The organism is Streptomyces flavofungini, assembly GCF_041028215.1.
Taxonomy (GTDB): domain Bacteria; phylum Actinomycetota; class Actinomycetes; order Streptomycetales; family Streptomycetaceae; genus Streptomyces; species Streptomyces flavofungini_B.
Genome location: NZ_JASKYR010000026.1, coordinates 1 through 23,839 on the forward strand (window position 1 = coordinate 1; position 23,839 = coordinate 23,839).

The 23,839-nt window shown below is 69.6% G+C and carries 20 protein-coding genes; 8 read left to right on the plus strand and 12 right to left on the minus strand.

Annotated elements, in window-relative coordinates:
• The 4 genes from AB8Z36_RS03745 to AB8Z36_RS03760 all read right to left on the minus strand — a co-directional run.
• The coding region (locus tag AB8Z36_RS03745) for an ATP-binding protein (RefSeq protein ID WP_369211706.1) at nt 1-1,320 on the minus strand (1,320 nt) is incomplete at its 3' end.
• 433 nt (nt 1,321-1,753) lie between these two features.
• Complete coding sequence (locus tag AB8Z36_RS03750; RefSeq protein WP_369211707.1) at nt 1,754-2,500, minus strand: SAM-dependent methyltransferase; 747 nt, start codon at nt 2,498-2,500, stop codon at nt 1,754-1,756.
• A gap of 190 nt (nt 2,501-2,690) precedes the next feature.
• A complete protein-coding gene (locus AB8Z36_RS03755; protein ID WP_369211708.1) occupies nt 2,691-3,236 on the minus strand; it encodes a hypothetical protein in 546 nt (181 codons plus the stop codon).
• Between the two features lie 319 nt (nt 3,237-3,555).
• A complete protein-coding gene (locus tag AB8Z36_RS03760; RefSeq protein WP_369211709.1) occupies nt 3,556-4,434 on the minus strand; it encodes a helix-turn-helix domain-containing protein in 879 nt (292 codons plus the stop codon).
• Between the two features lie 192 nt (nt 4,435-4,626).
• On the opposite strand from AB8Z36_RS03760, the gene AB8Z36_RS03765 reads away from it, so the two are divergent.
• On the plus strand, nt 4,627-5,424 hold the full coding sequence (locus tag AB8Z36_RS03765; RefSeq protein ID WP_369211724.1) for a helix-turn-helix domain-containing protein: 798 nt from the start codon (nt 4,627-4,629) through the stop codon (nt 5,422-5,424).
• A gap of 48 nt (nt 5,425-5,472) precedes the next feature.
• Nucleotides 5,473-6,177: a beta-ketoacyl-ACP reductase gene (locus tag AB8Z36_RS03770; protein ID WP_369211710.1), complete on the plus strand. Its 705-nt coding sequence runs from the start codon at nt 5,473-5,475 to the stop codon at nt 6,175-6,177.
• Between the two features lie 100 nt (nt 6,178-6,277).
• Here the strand turns inward: AB8Z36_RS03770 and AB8Z36_RS03775 are convergent, their stop codons facing one another.
• Nucleotides 6,278-7,258, minus strand: a complete 981-nt coding sequence (locus tag AB8Z36_RS03775) for an MBL fold metallo-hydrolase (protein WP_369211711.1) — start codon at nt 7,256-7,258, stop codon at nt 6,278-6,280.
• 270 nt (nt 7,259-7,528) lie between these two features.
• Between AB8Z36_RS03775 and AB8Z36_RS03780 the strand changes: the two genes are divergently transcribed.
• Together AB8Z36_RS03780 and AB8Z36_RS03785 are read left to right on the plus strand one after the other, a co-directional pair.
• Nucleotides 7,529-8,419 (plus strand): helix-turn-helix transcriptional regulator, encoded by an 891-nt coding sequence (locus tag AB8Z36_RS03780; RefSeq protein ID WP_369211712.1) that lies wholly within the window; start codon nt 7,529-7,531, stop codon nt 8,417-8,419.
• Nucleotides 8,420-8,459: 40 nt separating this feature from the next.
• The gene (locus tag AB8Z36_RS03785) at nt 8,460-9,359 is read left to right on the plus strand and encodes a helix-turn-helix domain-containing protein (protein ID WP_369211713.1); all 900 of its coding nucleotides are present in this window, start codon (nt 8,460-8,462) and stop codon (nt 9,357-9,359) included.
• Nucleotides 9,360-9,629: 270 nt separating this feature from the next.
• Here AB8Z36_RS03785 and AB8Z36_RS03790 read toward each other — a convergent pair whose 3' ends face one another.
• From AB8Z36_RS03790 to AB8Z36_RS03800, 3 genes are all read right to left on the minus strand, one after another.
• Nucleotides 9,630-9,764, minus strand: a complete 135-nt coding sequence (locus tag AB8Z36_RS03790; RefSeq protein ID WP_369211714.1) for a hypothetical protein — start codon at nt 9,762-9,764, stop codon at nt 9,630-9,632.
• Nucleotides 9,765-9,877: 113 nt separating this feature from the next.
• Nucleotides 9,878-10,072, minus strand: a complete 195-nt coding sequence (locus AB8Z36_RS03795; RefSeq protein WP_369211715.1) for a hypothetical protein — start codon at nt 10,070-10,072, stop codon at nt 9,878-9,880.
• A 76-nt stretch (nt 10,073-10,148) separates the two neighbouring features.
• A complete protein-coding gene (locus AB8Z36_RS03800; RefSeq protein WP_369211725.1) occupies nt 10,149-13,442 on the minus strand; it encodes an RHS repeat-associated core domain-containing protein in 3,294 nt (1,097 codons plus the stop codon).
• Between the two features lie 544 nt (nt 13,443-13,986).
• Here AB8Z36_RS03800 and AB8Z36_RS03805 point away from each other — a divergent pair.
• The gene (locus tag AB8Z36_RS03805; protein WP_369211716.1) at nt 13,987-14,376 is read left to right on the plus strand and encodes a hypothetical protein; all 390 of its coding nucleotides are present in this window, start codon (nt 13,987-13,989) and stop codon (nt 14,374-14,376) included.
• Nucleotides 14,377-14,508: 132 nt separating this feature from the next.
• On the opposite strand, the gene AB8Z36_RS03810 is transcribed toward AB8Z36_RS03805, so the two are convergent.
• Nucleotides 14,509-16,728 (minus strand): MMPL family transporter, encoded by a 2,220-nt coding sequence (locus AB8Z36_RS03810; protein ID WP_369211717.1) that lies wholly within the window; start codon nt 16,726-16,728, stop codon nt 14,509-14,511.
• Between the two features lie 691 nt (nt 16,729-17,419).
• Between AB8Z36_RS03810 and AB8Z36_RS03815 the strand changes: the two genes are divergently transcribed.
• The 3 genes from AB8Z36_RS03815 to AB8Z36_RS03825 all read left to right on the plus strand — a co-directional run bounded on the left by AB8Z36_RS03815 (nt 17,420) and on the right by AB8Z36_RS03825 (nt 21,430).
• On the plus strand, nt 17,420-18,052 hold the full coding sequence (locus AB8Z36_RS03815) for an SRPBCC family protein (RefSeq protein WP_369211718.1): 633 nt from the start codon (nt 17,420-17,422) through the stop codon (nt 18,050-18,052).
• A gap of 65 nt (nt 18,053-18,117) precedes the next feature.
• The gene (locus AB8Z36_RS03820) at nt 18,118-20,439 is read left to right on the plus strand and encodes an FdhF/YdeP family oxidoreductase (RefSeq protein ID WP_369211719.1); all 2,322 of its coding nucleotides are present in this window, start codon (nt 18,118-18,120) and stop codon (nt 20,437-20,439) included.
• Nucleotides 20,440-20,533: 94 nt separating this feature from the next.
• A complete protein-coding gene (locus AB8Z36_RS03825; protein ID WP_369211720.1) occupies nt 20,534-21,430 on the plus strand; it encodes an LLM class F420-dependent oxidoreductase in 897 nt (298 codons plus the stop codon).
• A gap of 41 nt (nt 21,431-21,471) precedes the next feature.
• On the opposite strand, the gene AB8Z36_RS03830 is transcribed toward AB8Z36_RS03825, so the two are convergent.
• From AB8Z36_RS03830 to AB8Z36_RS03840, 3 genes are all read right to left on the minus strand, one after another.
• Nucleotides 21,472-22,071, minus strand: a complete 600-nt coding sequence (locus tag AB8Z36_RS03830; RefSeq protein ID WP_369211721.1) for a GOLPH3/VPS74 family protein — start codon at nt 22,069-22,071, stop codon at nt 21,472-21,474.
• 43 nt (nt 22,072-22,114) lie between these two features.
• Entirely contained in the window at nt 22,115-22,255 is a 141-nt protein-coding gene (locus AB8Z36_RS03835; protein ID WP_369211722.1) for a hypothetical protein, read from the minus strand.
• A 162-nt stretch (nt 22,256-22,417) separates the two neighbouring features.
• On the minus strand, nt 22,418-23,839 hold a 1,422-nt coding region (locus AB8Z36_RS03840), incomplete at its 5' end, for a glycosyl hydrolase family 18 protein (RefSeq protein WP_369211723.1).

Below are 23,839 nucleotides of genomic sequence, written 5' to 3' on the forward strand. Positions count from 1 at the left end.
GTGCACCGGCTGCCGCACGGCGGGCTCGCGCTGCTGGGCCAGCAGACGCGGTGGCAGGAGAACCACCACGCCCGTGCCGCCGCGTGAGGACGGACGGTAGTTCACGCTCATGCCGTACTTGGCGGACAGGCGTCCGACCACGGCGAGGCCGAGGCGCGTGCCTTGCAGCGAGGCGAGGTCGATCTCCTGTCCGGATACGGACTCCTCGGCCCGGCGCATCGCTGCTTCGGCCATCTTCAGGCCACTGTCCTCGATCGTCACGACGAGCCCGGCGCTGCGCTCCTCCACATAGACGTGCACCTCGTCGATGGGCGGGGAGAAGTTCGCCGCGTTGTCCATCAGTTCGGACAACAGGTGCATGACACTCTCGGCGGCGAAGCCCGCGATCGCCACCGTCGTCGAGCAGTGCAGCCGCACCCGCTGGTAGGCGGAGATGCGGCCGACGGCACCGCGCAGGATGCTCTCCATCACGATCGGCTTGTTCCACGCGCGGCTGGGCCTGCCGCCCATGAGCAGCGCGAGCCGGTCGGTCAGCAGACCGAGCTGGGAGGTGCTGTGATCGAGCCTGAGCAGGTCGCCGAAGACCTCGCCGCCGTGCCTCTCCTGAAGCTCGCGCAGGTCGGCGAGCATGCCGACCGTCTTGGCCTGGACCCGGCTCAGCGCCTTGGCGGAGGCGGCCTGAGCGGCGGCGGCGCGGCGCTCGCTGCGGGCGAGCTCCCGCACGAGGGTCTGAACGGGCTCGCGCAGCAGAGGGTACCGCGGCCACTGGAGCCCGGCGAGGACGGTGTCCGCGGAGGCACCGTCACGCAACTGCCCGATCGCGGCGGGCAGAGTCACCTGCGTCAGGAGGTCGAACTCCTTGTGCGTCTCCCCCATCTGCTCCCGCACGCGGTCGCGCTGCTCCTCGACGTCGCCCGTCCGCCGTACCGCTTCCTCCAACACCGCGGCGAACGTGTGCACGACGCGCCTGAGTTGAGGGTCCGAGGGGGGCACGGTGTCCGCGAGGGCCTCCCCCGCGCTCAGGCCGTCGCGCAGCAGCTTGACGAGCAGGGGCAGGGTGACGTTCGTGAAGTGCGCGGATTCGGCGCTCCGGCGGCCCACTTCGGCCTGCGAAGCGGCGGCTTCGGCGTGTCCGGTCGCGGCGGAGCGACGGGCCCGCCCCAAGGCCGCGGTGCCGATGACCAGGGAGACAGCCAGACACAGCCATCCGCCGGCGAGCGCGGCGGCCGTCCAGCCGCGGGCGTCGGCGGGCGCCGCGGCGACCGCGGCGGCCCCGGCCGCGCCGGTCACCACTAAGGCGCCGACAGGGGCGGCCCACATACGGCCGCCCGCTGTCGCCGAGCGCCGTGGGTGGGGAGGAGAAGGCACTGACATTCAGCGGTTCCTCGATCTTCGAAGGCAGGAGAGGAGAGCAGGGCCGGTCGATGGCATCGGCCGTCGTTCGCGCCTCCGGAAGGCGGCACCGAAGGGGACGGCGATCTTCCGGACCGCACTTCGCGCCATGCTAACCACGCTTGCGGGGCTGAACGTTCCGCTTCGTGCTCCCAGTTGCCCTCACGGCTGAGTTCGTCGCGATCCCGACCCCTCGAACGTGGCCGGGTGGTAAATGGGGTTCGTCCACCCGCGACAACCTGAACCGCTCTCACGGGGGCTTGCGCGAAGGGGTGGCCTTCCGCGTATACGTAACGCACGTTCCGCCCCTCCGTCAGGCGCGCCGCCCGCGCGGACCGTAGATTCTGAGCCAACTGGGGTGTCAGCGGTCCATCAGGACGAAGACGCCCCACCCGAGGTACTCGCGCTGATACCTGACGTGCTGGACAGGTGCCGCGGTGAGTTCCGCACGCATCTCCCCGGCGAGCTCGTCGTCGGGATTGGCGTCCAGCCAGCGGCGGATGTTGAGCCACTGGGCCGCGGCGTACCGGTCCCAGCTGTCCTGGTCGGCGAGGACCATCTCGACGACGTCACAGCCCAGGTCCCGAAAGTGTTCGAGCAGCTCGGGCAGCGGGAGCAAGTCGTCCTCGCGGGCCATGTGACAGCCCTCGACGGTGGCCTGGTCCGCGGGCTCACGGCGCCAGTACGGTTCGCCGATCAGCATCATGCCGCCGGGTGCGAGACTGCGCCGCAGGAGGTCGACGGTGCCCGGCACACCATCGCCGATCCAGGTGGCGCCGACGCAGGCGGCGATGGAGGCCGGCTCGTCGGCCACATGGCCCGACGCGTCCCCGTGCACGAAGCCGACCCGGTCGGCCACGCCCAGTTCCGCGGCGCGGGCGCGGGCGGCGTCGACGAAGACGGTGCTGATGTCCACCCCGGTGCCGGTCACACCGTGGTCCTGTGCCCAGGTGCACAGCATCTCGCCCTTGCCCGAGGCGAGGTCGAGTACGCGGGTGCCCGCCGCCGGGCTGATGGCCCGCCCGAGAACGGCCAGCTTCTCGCTGGTCAACGGGTTGCAGATGCGGTGGCTTGTCTCGCGGATGGTGAAGCTACGTGGCAGGTCCACGGTAAGGATTCCTTCGGTCGGAAGAGGTCGGAACGGCATGAGCGGGCGGCCGACGGAAGTGGGCCGCGCCTGCCTGGACCGTCATCAAATGCACCTCTTCGAACGTGTGAAGGCGGGGACCGGACGACGGTATGACCACCGCGATCAGCATGTCCACCGCATTGTGACGGCTCCCCGTCCCTCCCCGGCGTCAGACCGCCGACGATCCGGCTCGGTTCTTCGCGACGTTGCGGGTCTTCTTCCGGTTGCCCGACTCGGCGAGCAGGGCGAGCACCGCCGACGACGTCGATGTCTCGGCGAGAAGGCGCTGCATCCAGTCCGTGACCCGCGCCAGCTCGGCCGACGTGGGCTCGTGCCCGTCCTTGATGGACAGGTGGAACGACCAGTCGTGGATACGGCGGCGAATGAACTCGCGGTTCCCCTCCGCTTGGAGCCGCTCGATCTCCGGCAGCAGTCCGGCCGACCACCGCCGGAACTCGCCGGGGCCGGACGCCCTGATCGCGACGCTGTCCACGAGGTCGACCACCGCTGTCTTGGACACGATCTCGATGGGGTCCCGCAGGATCATGGCCACGATGGTGCGGTCCTGGCCGCGGCTCGGCGAGGAGGAAACCGCCGCGACAACGCGTTTGTACGCCGCCGAGCGCACGTGCTCGTCCGCGACGGCATCATCGACGTCCACATCGCAGATGCCGCCCGCCACCAGCAGCGCGGCCACATCGGCCCGCAATGTCATCGCTTCATCCCTTGCCATGACGACTCGCGCGGTCATGTCGCTCGCTCCGTCCGGACCGGCGACCGACGTCCACGAACCGCTTATGGGGTGCCGCCCTCCGTGGGAGGCGGCACCCCGGCCCGAACGTGGGATCGGCCGGGGGCGGCCGGTTCGGTGGCTCGGACACGCACACCCCTCCGGGGTTCGGCGTCCAAGGTGGACGTATCAAACAACGGCGGCTCGAAGCGGCGCAATGCCTGAGCCGTCCTGATTTCAACCAGTGGAATGCGGGTGTGCGGACGGGACTCGCCGCATCGCAGGTCCTGTCGGCGGCCGGTCCTCACGGTACGGGATCGGGTTTGAAGACCAGCATCGTGAAGCGCGCGCCGGGCGAACCCAGCGGCGTGGAGGTGCACATGGTGATGTCGCCCGCCGTGGAGGGCTCGTGCTGGTCGCAGCAGTGGTCCAGGTCCTTGTCGCCCGTGAGGCCGTAGCCGGTGTAACGGGCGCGCCGCGTATCGCCGTTGGGGTGTACGTACGCCACGTGGGTGGCGCGGTAGATCGGTCTCACCACCGGGTCGGCGTCCACCTCCTGATCCAGCCGCTGGAGGTCGGCGTTGTCCGGGTTGGCTGCCACCGCGGTGCGCAGCTGCGCGGCGAGGGGTATGGCCCACTGTGTGGCCCAGTTGATCATCTGGTGTTCCCGCGCCTCCTCGCACAACAGCATGTAGCGCATGAGGTTGCGCTCCGGGAGCGTGGCGGGCGGTCCGGCCCCGCGGCGGCGGGGGAACATGCGGATGAAGTCGTCGTTGCAGGCCAGGATGTTCCACGCGACGTCGTTCACGTAGCACGGCTGGCCCTTGATGGCCTCGACCGCGGTGGTCCACGCGGGGTGTACGTCCGTGCCGGCCAGTGGGTTACTGGGGTGCGGCGGCTCATGGCCCAGGGCGTACACGTAGAGCGCGATTCTCTCCCGTTCTCTCAGGTCCAGGACTTGGCAGACCTGGTCGAGGAAGTCCGGGGCGGGTGAGGGCATGACGCCGCGCTCAAGTTGGGCGTAGGTCCGCTCGGAGACGTAGAGGAGCTGGGCGACCTGCGCCTGGGAGAGGCCGCGCAGGCTGCTGCCGCGACCGGTCCGCGCGGGCAGGCCGAAGGCCGAGGGGTCCAGCTGGCGCCGCTTCCACCGCAGGAGCTGACGCAGTGCCGCCTTGTTGTCCATCGGTCACACCCGCCCGGGCCGGGACTTGGCGGGGCGCGGGCGGCCAATTTCCGGAAGCGCACTTTCCTGAAAATCAGCGACAGGAAAAAGGTGATCCTGGTGAGGCGCCTGGGGCCGTAGGGACAATGGCCGCTCGGATCTGACCGCGTTGTGGGAGACGCGGCGATCCCCGACCGCGAGGGGGAATTCGCGATGTTGCACACTGCTGCCGCCAGGCCAGAAACCGACACGCCCACAGAGCGCAACGGCGGCTCGGTGAGTCGTACGCTGGCGGTGCTCCGGGCCCTGCGAGGGCTCGGCCCGGGAGCCCACCCTCTGGCGTCCGTGGCCGCCCGGGCGGACCTGCCCGCGCCCACCGCCTACCGCTACATCCAGGCGCTGATCAGTGAGGGGGCCGTGGAGCGGCAAGGGCCGCGCGGCCACTACTCGCTGGCCGAGGCAACACATCTCTTCTCCCACTCCCCTTCGGAGCTGTCCGGGCCGCCGACCGGTGCCGGGTCGGCCACGGTTCGTGCCGAACTGATCACCCTACAGTCACGCACCGGGCAGATCGCGCTGGCGTTCGCGCCGCTGCTGATCGGCAAGTCGATGCGCATCCTCGCCGAGCAGGCTCTGGGGGCTCATGCCCGCCAGCTGCACGCCGCATCTCCGGCGTCGCAGCAGAACCTGTGGCGCGCGCCGCTGGAGGCGGATCCCCCGGGGTGGGCCATATTGGCCTGCCTCGGTGATGTCACCGCCGCCCGGCCCCAACTGGCCCAGATCCGCGGGGACGGGTATGCCCTGGGCCCCTCTCCGCTCACGGGCTGGGACGCCATCGCGGCGCCGGTCTGGCGCGGGTCGACGGTCGCCGGCTCGGTCAGCCTGATCGCGGCGCACAGCCAATTGCGCAGCCTTTCCGTCCGCAACCGCTTCGTCGGCGCCGTGATGGACACGGCGGCCGCCGTCAGCAAGCACCTGACCCGCGCCGCGATGCCCGCCTCCGCTCGCTAGCCTCTTCAGTGACATCAACCCCCACACCTGAATGAGGAAGGGCTCTTCGTGACCCGCTCTGTTCTGATCACCGGTGGAAGCCGCGGCATCGGCCTGGCCACTGCCCGCGCCCTGCAAGCGGCGGGCGACAAGGTCGCCGTCACCTACCGCTCGGGCGAACCCCCCGAGGGGCTGCTGGGCATCCGCTGCGACATCACCGACACCAGCCAGGTCGAGGCCGCCTTCAAGGAGGTCGAGGACGCCCATGGGCCGGTGGAGGTTCTGGTGTGCTCCGCCGGTATCACCAAGGACCAGCTGCTGATGCGTATGACCGAGGAGGACTTCGCGTCCGTTCTCGACACCAACCTCACGGGGACGTTCCGTGTGGTCAAGCGGGCGAGCAAGGGGATGCTGCGGGCCAAGTCCGGGCGCGTCGTCCTGGTCTCCTCGGCGGTGGGGCTGCGCGGGGAGAGCGGTCAGGCCAACTACGCCGCGTCCAAGGCCGGTCTGGTGGGCTTCGCGCGGTCCATGGCGCGTGAACTCGGTTCCCGCAACATCACCTTCAACGTCGTGGCCCCCGGCCTCACCGAGACGAAGATGATCGAGACCCTCTCCGACGAGCAGCGGGAGGCCATGGTGCGGCAGATACCGCTGGGCCGCCTGGCCCGCCCCGAGGAGATCGCCTCGGCCATCGCCTTCCTCGCCTCCCCCGGAGCCAGTTACATCACCGGAGCCGTCATTCCGGTCGATGGCGGCGGCGGCATGGGCCACTGAGAGCCTGTGGGCTGAGCGGCGTGTCCCGGGGCCGCAGGGCCCKGGGCCGACACTCCCTTGACCRGCGGTCAGGGAGCTGTCGGCCGCGGGCGCTGCCGGTTCAGGTGCCCACCGGCGCGTAGGACTCGGATGTGTGCCGCGCGAAGGACCAGGCCGCGGCCCGGCCCGACAGATCCAGCATGGGGGGCGAGTCGGGCGCCCCTCGCAGGTGGGCGTATTCGAGCCCCATGACGATCAGGAGCCGTTCGGGCATGCCGAAGTGCGGGTAGAACTTGCTCTCCATGAGGTCGTCCATGGCGTCCTCCAGGGTCAGCTCCGCTTCGAAGCGGGCGCGGATCTCGCGCTGGACGGCTCCCAGGTACTCGACGTTCTGCTCCAGGCCCGCCCGGTTCGTCGGCCGGCCGTGGCCGGGGATGACGATGCGCGGGTCGAAGCTCAGGGCGAGCTCGCACGCGTCGATGATGTTCTGGAGCGGGCCCGCCCAGTGGGGCGGATGGTCGCCGTGGAAGAAGATGTCCCCGGTGCAGACCACGTCACCGACGCGCGCTATGAGGTCGCTGTGGTGGTGCGCCGGTCCCACCTCGTACAACTGGACCGTCCGGTCCCCGACCTCGAAGGCGTGCTCTCCGGAGAAGGTGCGGGTCGGCGCCGTCACCCGGGCCGTCGTGAAGTCGAACGCGCCGAAGTGGCGGCGCATGTACCAGCCCATCGGGCTGTCGGCCGCGGAGTCGTGCACGAGCGCGTGCATGTCGTTCGGTGTGGGTTCGCGGTGCTGGTGGAGGAGGCCCGCCTCGGTGGAGATGATCTCCGCTTCGGGGAAGAGGTGGTTGCCGAAGCTGTGGTCGCCGTTGGCGTGCGTGTTGACCACCGTCCGCACCACGCGGTCCCCCAGCGCGGGCCCGGCGGCGGCGATCATCGCCTTGGTCATCGGCCCGTCGTAAGGAGTGTCGATCAGCGCCGCGTCGTCGCCGGAGATGATCCAGAGGCAGTTGGCGTAGCCCCACAGCCCGGTGGCTTCGGGTGCCCACACGTGCAGGTCGTCGGTGCCGGGCAGGGGCGTCAATTGAGTTGGGAGGTCCATGGACGCATTGTGGCCGAGTGCCGCCCGCTCATGGTCCCGATGTGGCGTACATCCCGTCTGTCATGAGACGCGCACCTACGCGACCGGTGCCCGCGTCGCCGCCGGTGCGACGGCCGGGGCGGCACCGGTCGACGGCTTGTCAGCGGGTGACTGTAGGCTGATCGATCGAATACGTTCCGTGCGTGTTCAACTACCTGCCGCGCGGCGTCCCCCACGGCCGCAAGAGTGTCGTCACCGAACGCGGCCGCTTCCCGTGCGAAAGGTGGAGCAGTGGACAACAGGGCGGCTCTGCGCCAGCTGTTGCAGTGGAAACGCAAGGAACTCGACCCGGTGGCCGTGGGCCTGCGGCCGCCCACCGGACGGGGCCGTCGTGCCACGGGTCTTTCGCAGGCTCAGGTCGCGCAGCTCCTCTATGTCTCCGAGCGCACCTACGCCCAGCTGGAGCGCGGTGAGATGCCCTCTCCCGCAGCGGAGTTCCTCGACCGGGTGGCGGAGGTCCTGCGGCTGAAGGAACGCGAGAGAATCGCCCTGTACGTCTACTCCCTGGGACACGAACCACCCCACCCGCAGGACCCGCTGGCCGGGGAGAACATACCGGCGGCCTGGCAGCGGGCCGTACGGCAGGTCGTCAGCCAGCCCTGCTATGTGAACGACGTCGCCTGGAACGTGCTGGCGTGCAACGACGCCTTCGTCCGCATGTTCCCGCGTGCGCCGGACGCCGCCGCGGCCATACCCGAGCGCAACCTCATGCGCTACATGCTCCTCGACGAGGCCGCGCGGGAGCATCACCTGGTGAACTGGAAGAGCGAGTGGGCGGTGCCCCTCACGGCCCAGTTGCGCAACGCGGTGGCCCAGCACCCCGGCAACACGGATCTGGAGGAACTGGACCGCGACATCAGCGCCGACCCGGTCTCCGGCCCCATCTACCGGGCCAACCATGTCGCCTATGTCCACCCCAACGGCGATACGCGCAGGATGCGCTATCCCTGGAGCGGCCCGCCGCAGGAGCAGGACCCCCCGGACCGCTGCTGCGACCGCCACGCTCCGTCCCAGCTGGGCGACGTGACCATGTGCGCCGCCACGCCGCTGGGCTCCCCCGGCGCACGGTTCTTCATCCTGCTCTTCGAACCGGCATCCGGCCGACGCCCGGAACAGATGTGAACGCCGCTCGGACGCGGCCCCTGCTGCGGAAGGAGAACCGGTGGACCACAGGATGGCACTGCGCCAGCTGCTGCGCTGGAAGCGGGAGCAGCTGAACCCCACGAGTCTGGGCCTGCCCGCACCCAGCGGGCGCGGGCGGCGGGCACCGGGGCTGTCCCAGGCGCGGGTCGCGCAGCTCCTTGAGGTCTCGGAGCGGACCTACGCCCAGTTGGAGCGCGGGGACATGGCCTCCCCGAGTACGGACTTCCTCGATCGGGTCGCGCTCGTCCTGCGGCTCAATGAGCGGGAGCGGATCGCGCTCTACGTCTACTCGCTCGGGCACGAACCGCCGCACTCGCAGGACCCGATGGCAGGGAGAAACGTTCCCGCGGCCTGGCGGGAGGCCATCGTCCGCGTCAAGGGGCAGCCCTGTTACATCACCGACGTCGACTGGAATCTCGTCGCCTACAACGACGACTTCGTCCGGATGTTCCCCCGTGCCCAGAACGCGCAGCCCGCGGTCCCGGAACAGAACATCATGCGCTACATGCTGCTGACGGAGTCGGCACGCGAGCACCACATGGTCAACTGGGAGGCCGAGTGGCTCATTCCGCTCGCCGCGCAGCTCCGCAACGCCGTGGCGCGCTACCCCAAGAGCGTCGAGCTGCAAAGGCTCGACGAAGAAGCCGACGCGGACCCCGTGGTCGGCCCCGTCTACAGGGAGAACACCCTCGCGCAGATCCATCCGAACGGCGATGTCCGCAAGCTGCGCTACACCTTCTCGGGCGCGGTCGACACGGATCAGCACGTACACCTGGACCGGTGCTGCGAGCGGCACGCGCGCTCCGAGATCGGAGACCTGACGATGTGCGCGGCGATGCCGCTCGGGTCGCCCGGCGCCCGGTTCCTGATGCTTGTCTTCAAGCCCGACTGCACCTGCCCGGCGCCCCGCACCGGTTGACCGGACCTGCCCGTTCCGCTGAGCGGAAGCAGCGGGTGTCCTCTTTCATGTCGTGAAACGAGCACGGGCCTCGCGGCCCGGAGTGTTGCCCCGGACCGCGTGGACGTCGTTTGATGATCACGCTTGAGCGGCGCAACGGGGAGAAGCACCGCCCGAGCGGCCAACGGGGGACGAGCGGGGGACGAACGGGGCTCTGCCTGGGCACCGTTCGGTGGGGGCCCGCCTCTCAGCTGCTGAGAGGCGGGCCTCCCGCGTCGTCCGGCGGAGCCTTCATCGCCGGTTCCTGCTCCGCATCAGCAGCGTCACGAGGATGATCGCGAAGACGATGAAGACGATGACGAAAATCGTCGCACCTCCGCTTGACGCCCACATCTTGGCCAGTTCGACCGACGAGTCCTGGTTCACGCCTCTCTCCTTCCGTGGAGCCCGGCCGAAGTGCTCTCCGAGCGCACTCCGAGCACACTCCGGCCGGGCCATTGCGTTCTGGTGTGCCAGCGGTGCTGCTTCCCGCCGCCGCCCTACGAGCCGACCAGTCCCGCGGCATACGCGATGCCGAAGACGGCCAAGAGGCTTCCGATCACAGTGAATGCGCCACGGTTGTAGCGGCGCATGGCCGAGCCGCCCGACGTACCGAAGATTTCCTTGGAACTCGCGGCGCTTCCCCTGCTCAGCCGGTTCGCGAATATCGCGAAGCACAGGCCGAAGACGGCCACGAACACTCCCACCGCTACTCTCACTGCGTCTCCTGCCGGGCGTTGTTGCGCCGTCGTTATCTGGATGTATGGATGTCTAGAAGGTGTACTCGGCCGTTCCCGAGCACTTCCCGGTACTTCCGCCGGTCTCCACTCCGGCGTCCACGCTCTTGCCGTCCGTCGAGGCGGTGACGCTGCCGGGTCCGACACCGCACGAGACCCCGATCGACCCGCCGCTGTCCATGTCACCGGTATCGGCGGACAGGCCTCCGCTCACGCCCGGCGTACCGAATCCCAGGCTGAGCGTGGGCTTGGCTTCCTCGCCGTCCGTCTTGCCGCCCACACCGATGCAGACCCCGAAGCAGACCTCGCCCGAGATGGAGCCCGTGATCAACCCGCTCGGGTCGATCCGGTTGACCGGGTCGCCCTCTGCGTAGAGGTAGGGGTTCTGCTCCTGGCCCGAGGGGTCGGGGCTGGTGAAGCGGCCGATGTTGGGGTCGTAGTAGCGGGCCGAGTAGTGGTACAGGCCCGTCGGGTCCTGGTAGCCGCCCGCGAACCGGTAGGGCTGCGGGACCTTCTCGCCGGCTGTCGCGCGGGCGACACCGCGGGGGCTGTAGGCGTACGCGTTCACCTTCGTGCCGGACTCGTCCGTGAGCGCCACGACGGAGCCGATCGCGTCGGTGAGGTAGAAGTACGTCTTCCCGTCCCGGGTCATGGAATTGAGTGTGCCCCCGGGTTCACGGTTGAAGCTGGTGTCCACTCCGGCGGTCGAGGTGGCCGACAGGCCGAGCGGGCCGTTGTGGAACCAGGTGTCGCCGAGCTTGATGCGCTCGCTCTGGTCGGTCGAGCCGTACTGGCCCTCATACGTCCTGCCGCCCACCGTCAGGGAGGTCAGCTGGCTGTGATCCGACCACTTCTCGCCCGTCCGGGTGCCCTCCGGCGTCGACGCGCCCGCCGTCTCGTGGCCCTCGGCGTCGTACGACCAGTTCGTCGACGAGCCGTTCTTCGAGGTGATCTGCTGGGCGTCGTTGACGGTGTACGTCGTGCCGCGCGGGCAGCCCTGCGCCGTGCCCTGGCTGGTCAGGTTGCCCGCCAGGTCGTAGCAGTACTGCCAGGAGGAGTTGAGCGCGGACCCCTTGTTCTCGGCCGCGTAGGAGAACCGGCCCGCGCCGTCGTAGGTGTAGGTCGTCTTCGTGCCCGCCACCGCGTCGGTCGTGGTGCGGATCTTGTCGCCGTCGGTCTTGGCGTCCGTGCCGTAGCCGTAGGTGTAGGCCAGATCGACCAGGGTGCCGCCCTTGGCGGACTTCGCCGTGATCTTCTCCGGGCGGCCCGCCTTGTCGATGTCGACGGTCTGGACCGTGCCGCCGGGGTAGGCGGTCTCGATCCGGGCGTCGTTGCGGTTGTACTTGTACGACGTCACCTTGCCCTGAGGGTCCTTGAACTCCTTGAGCCGGTTGACCTCATTCCAGGTGTAGTCGACCTTGCCTGCCGGGTCCTGGTAGTAGTCCACGTTGCCCGCCGGGGTGTAGGCGAGGAGCGTCTGCGAACCGTCCTGCAAGGTGCGGACCGTCTCGCGCTGGAGCGGATCGAACTGGTACTTGGTCGTGCCGGTGGAGTCGGTGCGCTGGCTGAGGTTGCCGTCGCCGTCGTAGAAGTAGCGGACCGTATCGTTGGTGGTCGAGACCGTTCTGATCCGGTCCAGGTTGTCGTAGGTGAAGACCTTCTTCACGCCTCGCCCGTCGGTGAGGGTCTCGGTGCGGCCCAGGCTGTCGTAGGTGTAGGTGCTCTCCCCCAGCGGCTTCGGCGGGGTCACCTTGGCGAGGTTGCCCTTGTCGTCGTAGGTGAAGGACGTCTTCACCGTCTTCGTCGACGACATCTTCGTCTCCGCCGTGCAGCGCTGGCCCTCGAAGCCCTTGCAGGTGGGAGTCGCCGGGTTGTACGTGTACGAGACGCTGCCGCCGCCCGTGCCCGTCCGCGCCACCGACTTGGTGTTGCCCGCACTGTCGTAGCTGTACGTCGTCTTCTCGCCGTCGGCGTTCGTGGCGTCCTTCGGGACGTCGCCACCGGCGACCGTCTGCCAGTTGGCCAGCCCCGTGCCGCCGGTCGGGGACTTGACCTCCTCCAGGTTGTTGCGCGTGTTGAATCTGTAGTCCGTGACGTTGCCGCCGGTCGTGCCGGTGCCCATCGCGTCGGTGGCGGTGTCGATGTTGTGGTTCGCGTCGAAAGACGTCTTCCGGTTGCGCTCCAGGGCGTCCGTGACGTTCGTGACCTGGCCGTCGCCGTCGTGCTTGTACTTCGTCGCGTGCTTCTCCGGGTCCGTGACCGTGGTGGTGCCCGCCGCCGTGGGTGAGTCCGCGTCGTAGGAGTAGGTCCAGGTCGGGCCGGTGTGGCCGGAGCCGTTGAACTCCGTGGCGCGCAGCATCGAGGTGACGCGGTTGGCGCTGTCGTAGGTGAAGACCGTGACGCGGCCCTCCGCCGTGGTGATCTTCGTGAGGCGGCCGGAGGAGTCGTAGCCGAAGGTGGTGGGCTTGCCCTCGGCGTCCGTGGTCCTGTGCAGATTGCCCTCGGCGTCCAGGTCGAAGACCGCCGTACGGCCGGAGTTGTCCTTCGCCTGCCACTGCGAGGCGTCCGTCCTGACCAGGTCGATCCAGCGGCCCGAGCGGGTCTCGGTCAGCTTGAAACCCTTGTGCTCAGCGCCCTCGTCGTGCTGGGTGACGGTGATGGTGCCCTTGTTCTTGTCGGTCACCTTGGTCAGGGTGCCGTTGGCGTCATAGGTGTCCTTGGTGTGCGACTTCCAGTTGGTGACGGTGTAGGTGCCGTCGGCGTTCTTCTTCAGCTCCTTGGAGTAACCCTTGGGCGTGCTGAAGGAGCCGTCCGTGCCCTTGTCGAAGCGGACGGTGTCGCCGGAGGCGTCGTACAGCACCACCTCGTTGTCGAAGATGTGCAGGTAGCGCTCGTACTGCTGCCACCAGCGCTGGGAGAGCTTGCCGTACGGGGCGTCCAGGGAGTTGTAGGTGCGGGCCAGGGTCAGCTGCTGGCCCACGCCCGCGATGGAGAAGTCCGTCGCGGCCAGCATCAGATTGCCCGTGGAGTAGTCGATACGGGCCGTCAGGGCGTCGGTGATGGCGAAGTCGCTGATGCGGTGCCAGGGGACATTGCCCTGGCCCTCGGGTACGTAGACCAGGGGTGTCGCGGTGCGGTCGGCGCTGCTTCCGGATTCCTCGCCGGTCCTGCCGGTCTTGCTGCTGGTGCCGGTTTTGCCGGTCCTTCTGGTCTTACCGGTGTCGGCGCGCTTCTTCTGTGCCGCCCGCCAGCGTGCGACCTCTTCGGACGGTTTGGCCTCGGCCTGCGGTGTCGCCGGTTCGTTGGAGCCGACCTTCACCGCGGGCATCGTGAAGTTCGGGGCTTCCTTGCCCCACGCCGAACTCGGCTCGTCCGCCGCGAGGGCGCCCGTGGTCGGCAGCAGGGACAATGTCAGCGCGCCGGCGGCCAGGGCCGCGGCGGTGGCAAGGCTGGTTCTCTTCCGGGCACGCGAAACACGCGCACCGAAGGTGCGTTGCGTCAAGGCTTCCCCCCACAGGAAGACAGATCTCGCAGACCCCAGTGGTCACGAGGCGCACACAAGTTGCCACACGATCCGCACAGTTCAGGCCGCGGTGCCCTCGAACATCTGCGACACACGGGCCGGAATCAGCCCTTCCATGAAACGGGCCGGATGCGGGCATAGACCCCTTGCAGGCATGTCCTCATTGCGCACAGTGAAATTGCGCCGCACGCAAGGCGACCGAAAACTTTCGTGACGCCGCAGACGAGCGAGGCAGCGGGCAGCGGCAGCGGAAGCACGAGCCTCGCTCGTTTCGGCTTCGGTAACGTCGTCTGCCGCGAGCTGCGGAAACGCCCGATCGGTTGGAAGCAAGAAAGTAGGGTGCGTCCCCATGACGCGAGAGGCTCCCAGGCCGAGCGAACTGCTGGAGAGGGATGAGGTCCGGATGCTGAGCCGGGCCCTCCTGGAATGGAATGGACCAGCACGTCGCAGTGAGCAACTCGCCGTCGGCATGGAATTCACCGGCAGCCAGGACCTTCTCAGCCAGTGCGGCAGTCTGCGGAGCGCGCTCGATGAGGATGCCCCACTGACCCCGGTCAACCGGGCCCGCGCCCTCCTGGCGACCGAGATCGTGTTCGTGAGCGACCTCGTGGGTTCGGGCGTCGACTGGCCCACGGCCACGGGGCGCGGCGACGAGGAGACGATCACCTTGCTCCGGTCGGTCCAGCGGAAGCTGGCCCGTACGATCCGTCCCTACTACGGCACGCGCCCGGCCGAGTAGCACCCGCCGGGCAGCCATACGGTCACCGCGGCCCCGGTGACGCGCGAACAGCGGCGTCCGTCGACCACCCAGTTCCACGGAGTTGCCGTCGCCGCGCCCCGCACCTCGGTGCGGGGCGCGGCCGTCGCGCGGTCAGGGGGCGCCGGTGAACTCCGGTTCGCCGTCACCGGGGGCAGCGGATGACGGGGCGGGCCCAGTGGCCCCCACCTTCTCCCCCTCGATGTCGACGTGCGGCAGCCTGCGGTCGAGCCAGCTCGGCAGGGACCAGGCGCGGTCGCCGAGCAGCGCGAGGGCGGCCGGGACGATGGTCATGCGGACCACGAAGGCGTCGAAGACCACGGCGGCCGACAGGCCGAAGCCCATGGCCTTGATCATGGCGTCGTCGCCTCCGATGAACCCGGCGAAGACGCCGGTCATGATGAGCGCGGCGGCGATGACGACCTTGCCGCTGTGCCGGAACCCGTCGATGATCGCCTGGCGCGGCCCGGCGCCGTGGACATAGGCCTCGCGGATACGGGTGACGAGGAAGACCTGGTAGTCCATGGCGAGGCCGAAGACGATGCCGACCATGAGGATCGGCATCAGGCTCATGATGGGACCGGTCGTCTCCAGGCCGAGCACATCCTTGAACCAGCCCCACTGGAAGACCGCCACGAGGGCGCCCAGCGAGGCGAGGACCGACAGCAGGAACCCGAGCGCGGCCTTGAGCGGCACCAGGATCGAGCGGAAGACCAGGATCAGGACCAGGATCGCCAGGCCGACGATGAGCGCCAGGTACGGGGCCACGGCGTCGGCGAACTTCGCGGCGACGTCGATGTTCATCGCGGTCAGACCGCCCACCATCGCCGCGGCGCCGGTCGCGGCGCTCGTGGCCTCGGCCTTGGCGCGGATGTCGTGGACCAGGTCTTCGGTCGCCTCGCTCGCGGGCGCGCTCTTGGGCACGACGGTGATCATCGCGGTGTCGCCGCCCGCGTTGTACGCGGCCGGGCTGACGACGGCGACGTCCTTCAGCTCCTTGACCGCCCCGGTGAGCGCACCGACGGCCTTCTGGGTCGCCGCCTTGCCGTCGTCGGTGACGACGAGGGTGAGCGGGCCGCTGAAGCCGGGGCCGAAGGATTCGGCCAGCATGTCGTAGGCCTTGCGCTCGGTCGTGGTGGTGGGCTTGGAGCTGTCGTCGGGCAGACCCAGCTGCAGTTTGGCCGCGGGCAGGGCGATCACGGCGAGGCCGAGTGCCGCGACGACGAGCACCTTCCATGGGCGGCGCAGGACGAAGTGGGCCCAGCGCTCCGCCACGGGCGTCTTGGCGGTGTCCTGTCCGCCGGTCCCCTGCTTGCGGCCGGTGCGGCCGAGGACCCGTTCGGGGGCGAAGGCGAGCAGCGCGGGGACCAGGGTGACGGCCAGCAGGACGGCGACGACGACGGCACCCGCGGCGGCCATGCCCATGGCCGTGAGCACCGGAAGGTTGACCACGGCCAGGCCGACGAGGGCGATGACGACGGTCAGGCCCGCGAAGACCACGGCGGACCCGGCGGTGCCGTTCGCCCGGGCCGCGGCGTCGCGCGCGCCGTGTCCGGCTGCCCGCTCCGCGCGGTAGCGCGAGACGATGAACAGGGCGTAGTCGATGCCCACCGCGAGGCCCAGCATGGTGGCCAGAGCCGAGGTGCTGCTGTTCAGATCGAGGGCGGCGGTGAGCGCCGTGATCGCGCCCATGGTGATGCCGACGCCCAGGAGCGCGCTGAGCAGGGGCATTCCGGCTGCCACCAGTGAACCGAAGGTGATGACCAGGATGACCACGGCGATCAGGAAGCCGATCGCCTCGGCGGCGGACGCGTGCGCCTCCGGAGCCAGTGCGCTGCCGGAGGCCTCGACGATCAGTCCCGTCTCGCGGATGTCGTCGAGGGCCCGGTCGAAGCGCTTGTGGTCGGAGTCGGTCAGGTCGGCCGGCTTGGCGCTGTACGTGACCGTGGCGTAGCCGGTGGCGCCGTCCGCGCTGATCGACTTGGCCTGGAAGGGGTCGGCCACCGAGGCGACGCGCGGCGAGGATTCCTTGAGGTCCTTGACCAGTAGGGCGATCTCGGACCGCCGGTTGCTGTCGGCGAGCTTCTGTCCTTCGGGGGCCCGCACGACGACGCGGGCGCTCGCGCCGTCGGCGTTGGCGGCCGGGAACTTCTCGCCGAGCAGGTCATTGACCTTCTGCGCCTCGATGCCGGGCAGGGTGACGTTCGAGTCGCCACCGCCGCTGCTGCTTGCGGCGGCGGCGCCCGTGACGCCCAGCACGATCAGCCAGAGGAAGAGCGTCAGCCAGCGCCGACGGAAGGCGCCGCGGCCGATGCGGTAGAGGAATGTAGCCACGTGAAGATGGACTCCGTACGCGATGAGGGACTGGACGGGCGCGGATGTCGTGCCGTTCACCAGGGCTTCGCCCGAAGTGTCCGGCGCCTTTCCCGCGGGCCGTCGCGCATGTTTCGTCACCCCGGACGCCCGGACCTCCGAAGATGGTCCGATCGCGCCCTTTGCCGTGGGCGGGACAGGGCAGGACCGGGGTGGAGCCACCGGCGCCATGCATGCGGTGACGCCGTTGACCTGATCACATGCTCTGTCGCCCTCGCCGCCTGGACGTCAGCCCGTGGTACCGACTGGCGGGGTTCACGTCATCCCTTCGGCTGACACGGCGGCGGCCGACTTCCTGCGGATTGCTGATGGAGATACGCGCCCGCGCGATCACAGTGCGTGACGGGAGGGCTGGCGGATGGCCAGGCACGGGGTGAGACTGAAGACGACCGACCGTCGTGGCCGACGGTGACTCCGCTGGTGTGGCCCACGGGCACCGGTTGGAGCGCGGTCGGTGACGTATGTCCCGGCCCCGGTCGGCTCGCTCCCCGGAATTCCCCGCGACCCGCACGCACCGGAGCCCACGGCGGCGTGCCGATGCGCGCCCCGAGTGACTCGAAGTGCACGATGTGGGTACCGGAGGGGAAGCCCCGGCGCGCGAGCGGAGGCCGGGCGCCGGACGTCCGGCGCCCTCACCGGAGGAGAGACCACGATGGCGCACGAAGACGACGCCCGGCGGGCCGTGCCGGACACGCCGGGGAAACGCACGGACGGCGATGGTGTCAGGCGCCGTCGGCCGCTGCGGGAGCAGCATGTCGAGGAGACCGTCGAGGTCGCGGTGCCGGTGCGGACGGCGTACAACCAGTGGACGCAGTTCAAGACCTTCCCGCGCTTCTCGTCCGTGGTGCGGGACGTCGAACAGCTCAGGCCCACGGTGACCGCCTGGACCATCGGCTGGGGGCCGCTGCACCACCGTTTCGCGGTCGAGATCGTGGAGCAGGACCCCGACGCCTATCTGGCCTGGCGCGGTCTTGAGCAGCACCCGTCCCATGAGGGCGAGGTCGAGTTCAGGGCGACGGAGTCCGGCGGTACGGCGATCACCGTCCGGATGCTGCTGGAACCGCGGGGAGTCGCGGGAGTCCTCACCCGTTCGTCCCCGGCCGCCCGGCTGGCCGCCCGTGTGGGGGCCCGGTTGGTGCGCGGCGAGCTGATGGCTTTCAAGCGGTTCATCGAGGGCCTCGGCCGGGAGGGCGGGGCCTGGCGCAGCACCATCCGCAACGGCCGTGTGCAGCACGATCACCCGGAACCGCCCAGGAGCCGCGTGGCCCAGTGGCCCGTCGGCTGAGCGGCATGCGCACAGGGCACGGACGTACACGGCACGCGCGTACACGGCAAGAGAAAGGCGAACCGATGCAGAACCCGTCCGGTGAGGAGCCGGAGACCACTCTCTCCGTGACCCCGCCGAAGAAGTGGGCCGCCGGAGTCCCCGCGGTCGTGCACGCGCTGGAGTACTCCCTGGAGCAGACCTCCCCGAAGAAGGCCGGGGTGGACCTGCTGACCATGAACCAGGTGGGCGGGATCGACTGCCCCGGGTGCGCGTGGGCGGACCCGGCGCCGGGACAGCGCCATCGCAACGAGTACTGCGAGAACGGTGCCAAGCACATCAACGACGAGGCCACGACGCGCCGCGTCACCGCTGACTTCTTCCGTGAGCACAGCGTCTCCGACCTCGCTGCCCGCTCCGACATGTGGCTCAACCAGCAGGGGCGGCTCACCGAGCCGATGATTCTGCGTCCCGGCTCCGAGCACTACGAGCCGATCGACTGGAACGACGCGATCGGCGTCATCGCGCAGGAGCTGAAGGCGCTGGCCTCCCCCGACGAGGCCGTCTTCTACACCTCCGGCCGTGCCAGCAACGAGGCCGCGTTCATTTTGCAGCTCTTCGCCCGCGCCTTCGGCACCAACAACCTGCCCGATTGCAGCAACATGTGCCACGAGTCCAGCGGCTTCGCCCTGAGCGAGACCCTGGGCACCGGCAAGGGCACCGTCAGCCTCGACGACCTCCACCACGCCGACCTGATCTTCCTGGTCGGGCAGAACCCGGGGACCAACCACCCCCGCCAGCTCACCGCCCTGGAACAGGCCAAGCGCAACGGTGCCCGGATCGTGGCGGTCAACCCGCTGCCGGAGGCCGGGCTGCGGCGCTTCAAGAACCCGCAGACACCGCGCGGGGTCCTCGGGCGCGGCACCCAGATCGCCGACCGCTTCCTGCACATCAAGCCCGGCGGCGACCTGGCCCTGTTCCAGGCACTGAACCGCCTGCTGATCGAGGCGGAGGACGCCCGGCCCGGCACCGTCCTGGACCACGACTTCATCGACGCCCACACCAGCGGCTTCGAGGAGTTCGCCCAGCACGTCCGCACCACCGACTGGGACGACGTCGGCGCGGCGACCGGACTGACCCGCGAGGAGATCGAGAAGGTACGCGACGAGGTCCTGGGCAGTGAACGTGTCATCGTCTGCTGGGCGATGGGCATCACCCAGCACAAGCACGGCGTGCCCACCATCCGCGAGATCGTCAACTTCCTGATGCTGCGCGGCAATCTGGGGCGCGCCGGTACCGGCGCCTGCCCGGTGCGCGGCCACAGCAACGTCCAGGGTGATCGGACCATGGGCATCTGGGAGCAGATGCCGGACACCTTCCTCGACGCGCTGCAAAAGGAGTTCGGTTTCGATCCGCCGCGCCCGCACGGCCTCGACTCGGTGGACTCGATCAAGGCGATGCGCGAGGGCCGTGTCAAGGTCTTCCTCGCCCTGGCCGGAAACTTCGTGCGGGCCGCTCCCGACAGCGAGGTCACCGAGGAGGCGATGCGCTCGTGCCGGCTGACCGCGCACATCTCCACCAAGCTCAATCGCTCGCACACCGTCTGCGGTGACACCGCGCTGATCCTGCCCACCCTGGGGCGCACCGAGCGTGACGTGCAGGCCGACGGCGAGCAGTTCGTCACCGTCGAGAACTCCATGAGCGAGGTGCACACCTCGCAGGGCCGCCTGGAACCCGCCTCGCTGATGCTGCTCAGCGAGATCGCCATCCTGTGCCGCCTCGCCCAACGCACCCTGGGCGGCGAGCCGGACATCCCCTGGGCCAGTTTCGAGGGTGACTACGGCACCATCCGCGACCGCATCTCCCGTGTCGTGCCGGGCTTCCACGAGTTCAACGCGCGGGTGTCCCGCCCCGGGGGCTTCCAGTTGCCCAACCCGGTCAATGAGGGTGTGTTCAACACCAAGGCCGACAAGGCCCTGTTCACCTGCAACGAGCGCGTGGTTCCCCGGGCGCCGAAGGGTCACCTGCTGTTGCAGACGCTGCGCTCGCACGACCAGTGGAACACCGTCCCGTACACCAACAACGACCGCTACCGGGGCATCCACGGCAGCCGTCACGTCGTGCTCGTCAACCAGGCCGACCTGACCGAACTCGGCCTCGCCCAGGACGACCGTGTCGACCTGGTGAGTGTCGGAGCGGACGGCACCGAGCGCCGGGCCGAGAACTTCACCGTCGTGCCGTACCCCGCCGCCAAGGGCTCGGCCGCCGCCTACTACCCGGAGACGAACGTCCTGGTGCCACTGGACAGCGTCGCCGACATCAGCAACCAGCCCACATCGAAGGGCATCATCATCCGCCTCGAACCCGCCTCTGCCCGGACCCACCCCCATGGCACGGCAGGCAGTTGAACAGCTCGACAGACCGATGTAGGGGAAATGGGTGAAGGTTCGTGGATTCCGGGACGTTCGGGAATAGGGCGGGCGGAGCGCGGTTGATCTCACCATGACCTCTGAGACACACAGCGCCTTCGGTCGCATCGGCATCTGGAGCAGCGCCCTGCACGCGTCCCGGGCGGACGACGCGGGCAAGAAGGAGATCGCGGAAGCCGTCGCCGAACTCGATGAGCTGGGCTACGGCACGCTCTGGATCGGCGGCAGCCCCTCCCCCGAGGACGCCGCGGCCGTCGTCGCCGCCACCCGTACGGTCACCGTGGCCACCGGCATCCTCAGCATCTGGGACCACACCGCGGAAGACGTGGCGGCACGCATCGCGGACATCGAAGCGAGCGCGCGCGGACGCTTCGTCCTCGGCCTCGGCGTCAGCCACGGGCCCATGGTGCCGCAGTACAGCAAGCCGTACAGCGCGATGGTGGCGTACCTCGACGCGCTGGACGCCGCCGACCCGCCCGTGGAGCCGGGGGCTCGCGTCCTCGCGGCGCTCGGCCCGAAGATGCTGAGGCTCGCGGCCGATCGGGCGCTGGGCGCACACCCGTATCTCGTCACCGTCGAGCACACCGCCGAGGCGCGCGAGGCGCTCGGCCCCGACGCGCTGCTCGCGCCGGAGTTGACCGTCGTGCTCGACACCGACCTCGACCGGGCCCGCACCACCGCGCGGGACATGTTGCGGGGGTACCTGCAACTGCCCAACTACACCGGCAATCTGCTGCGCCTGGGCTTCGCGGAGAGCGACTTCGAGGGCGGCGGCAGCGACCGTCTCCTCGACGCGCTCTTCGCCCTGGGCGACACCGAGCGCATCCGGTCCCGTACGCGGGAGTACCTCGACGCGGGGGCCGATCACGTGGCGCTCCAGGTCCTCACTGCCGAAGAGGGCGGTACGGGGCTGCCGCGCACCGAGTGGCGTCGGCTGGCCGAGGCGTTCGCCGGTGCCGGTGAACTGTAGGCGCGGCAGCCCCTGCTGAACCGCCTGGTCGGCCCCCGCGCTCAGTAGCCGCGCCAGACGTTGTCGAACGCGGCGTCCTCGATGGCCTTCCGCTGCCGTACGGCTTCCAGTTCCTGCACCGCGTTCCCGACCGCGGCCAGCACAGTGACCGCTTCCTCGGTGAGTTCCTCGGCCGGTGCCGGTTCCTCGCGGAGCCCCGCGGCGGCGGCCAGCGCGGCGAGCCGGGGCTCATCCGCCGCCCAGCGCTCTCGCGCCTCGCGCCGGGCGGCGGAGTCCACCAGTTCCGCCCGCCCGGTCCGCAGCGGGATCCGGCGGCCCCGCGGCCGTGCGGTCAGGCCGATCCGCTCCAGGTCCTCGGTGTAGGCCGAGGCCAGTCCGCGGCCACGGCGCCACAGCCAGTCCTCGACCGTCTCGTACGGCTCCTGCCCGACGAGCGCCGAGGCCGCCTCGTCCACCAGGCGGTCGCCCGTGGGGGACGAGGCGCCCGGCACGATGCGGTCGCCGTCCAGGGTGAGGGCCCTGGCCGCGATGAGGTCGAGGACCTCGGCGCCCGCGAGGACCAGCGACAGGGTGCCCGGCTCCACCGGTTTGTCGGCCGCCACGTCCAGGGCGACGATCGCGAGGTCACGTGCGGTGGTCATGGGCAACTCCGGAACTGGTCGCTTTGCTCTCGGCCGAACCCGGTCAGGGAATCAGCTTGATCGAGTTGTACGGCGTGAGTGATCCGTGGAACGCCTGGCCTGCGGGGATCGTGACGGTGCAGTTCGTGCCGTGGTAGCCGAGGCACAGCAGCGCACGGACCCCGCCGGTCTGGTTGTTCCACACGGTGTGATCATTGAACTCGTTCGCTCGTCCGGTCGGACCCATGGAGATCCGCCAGCCCCATTAACGCACATCCCGGCGGTTTCGATCAGGTGATCCCGCGTACGTGCGTGCGTTGGCGTACGGAGGCCGGGTGCGTCCTCAACTCCGGCCCGGCGAGCGGGCTCAGCAGGCGCCGAGGTCCTGCCAGACGCCCCACTGGCCGGTGGTGCCGGGCTCCTCGCCCGTCGTCCACCACTTGGCCTTCCAGTTGTGGCCCTTGTGCGAGACCTGCTGGCCGCCGGTGTAGACGGTGCCCGAGGCCCAGGGTGCCGCCGTGCACTGGTTGCCGTTGCCGCCGGTGATCGTCAGGGAGTACGTGGCCGAGTGGGCGGCCTTCGCGCCGGCGCCGGTGACGACGATGGAGTACGTACCGTTGACGGCATCCGCGGTCGTGTCGACCGTCAGCGTCGCGCTGCCGCCCGCGGTCACCGAGGAGGGGCTGATGGAGGCGGTGACGCCCTTGGGGGCGCCGCTGACCGTGAGGTCGACCCTCTGGGCGGTGCCCGCGCTCACCGCGGTCTTCACCGTGGCGCTGGCCGAGCCGCCCGCCTTGACCGTCGCGGCGGCGGGACTCGCGGTCAGCGAGAAGTCATCGCCTGGCGCGGTGTCGCCGCTGGTGAAGGGGGCGAAGATGCGAGTGAAGTCCCAGGTGTTCTGCTCGATGCCGGAGCAGTTGTCCGCCGCGGCGCCGCCGGGGCAGCCGCCGTTGTCACGCTGGAGCGCCCAGAAGGAGATCATGTTGATCCCCTTGGCGACCGCCCAGTCGTAGACCTCCCTGGCGTTGGCGAGCGTGAAGGTCTCGGCCGGGCCGAAGTCGTCGACGCCGGGCATCTCGGTGACGCCGATCATGCCCCAGAGCTGCGCCGGGCTCTTGGCCGGGTACAGCTTGGCGAGCTGGTCGTACAGCCCCTGGGCGGCGGTCTTGGTGTCCTGCGCCATGTCGTGGGAGGCGTTGTCGTAGTAGTCGAACGTCATGAGGTTCGCGACGTCGACGCGTGCGCCGTTGCTCACGGCGTTCTTGAGTACGGCGAGACCGCTGGAGGCGAGGCCGCGGGTGGTCGTCGGCAGGGTGTACGAGATCTCCAGCTTGCGCCCGGAGGCCGCGGCCCAGTCCTGGACCTTCTTGATCGCTTTGTTCCGGCGGTCGATACCGGCGGCGTTGTCCAGCGAGTCGACCTCGATGTCCATGTCGAGGCGGGGGATGTCGTAGGTCGTGATGACCTTCTGGTACACGGCGGCGATCTGGTCGACATCGGTGCAGCTGTCGGCGATCTCGGTGCCGGTGGTGTCCGCGGTGTAGCCGCCGAAGGACGGGATGACGTCGCCGCCGCGTCCCTGGATCGTCTTGATGTCGGCGCCGAAGGACTTCTGGTCGACGGGCAGCGAGGTGTCGCCGTTCCAGTAGGCGGTGCAGGAGCCCTTCGCCGCGGTCTGGAGGAACGCCATCGTCAGGTGCTTGGCGCCGGACTGTGCGCTGAGGGCCGCGGGGCTCTCGCCCGTCCATGACTCGAAGTAGGGCGCGAACACCCGGGCGGGGAGGGGGGT

Bases quoted from the DNA above. Each gene is read 5' to 3' on its own strand.
- AB8Z36_RS03755 (WP_369211708.1), bottom strand. From the start codon at position 3,236: ATGACATTGCGGGCCGATGTGGCCGCGCTGCTGGTGGCGGGCGGCATC.
- AB8Z36_RS03760 (WP_369211709.1), bottom strand. From the start codon at position 4,434: ATGGACAACAAGGCGGCACTGCGTCAGCTCCTGCGGTGGAAGCGGCGC.
- AB8Z36_RS03765 (WP_369211724.1), top strand. From the start codon at position 4,627: ATGTTGCACACTGCTGCCGCCAGGCCAGAAACCGACACGCCCACAGAG.
- AB8Z36_RS03775 (WP_369211711.1), bottom strand. From the start codon at position 7,258: ATGGACCTCCCAACTCAATTGACGCCCCTGCCCGGCACCGACGACCTG.
- AB8Z36_RS03800 (WP_369211725.1), bottom strand. From the start codon at position 13,442: ATGCCCGCGGTGAAGGTCGGCTCCAACGAACCGGCGACACCGCAGGCC.
- AB8Z36_RS03805 (WP_369211716.1), top strand. From the start codon at position 13,987: ATGACGCGAGAGGCTCCCAGGCCGAGCGAACTGCTGGAGAGGGATGAG.
- AB8Z36_RS03815 (WP_369211718.1), top strand. From the start codon at position 17,420: ATGGCGCACGAAGACGACGCCCGGCGGGCCGTGCCGGACACGCCGGGG.
- AB8Z36_RS03820 (WP_369211719.1), top strand. From the start codon at position 18,118: ATGCAGAACCCGTCCGGTGAGGAGCCGGAGACCACTCTCTCCGTGACC.
- AB8Z36_RS03825 (WP_369211720.1), top strand. From the start codon at position 20,534: ATGACCTCTGAGACACACAGCGCCTTCGGTCGCATCGGCATCTGGAGC.
- AB8Z36_RS03830 (WP_369211721.1), bottom strand. From the start codon at position 22,071: ATGACCACCGCACGTGACCTCGCGATCGTCGCCCTGGACGTGGCGGCC.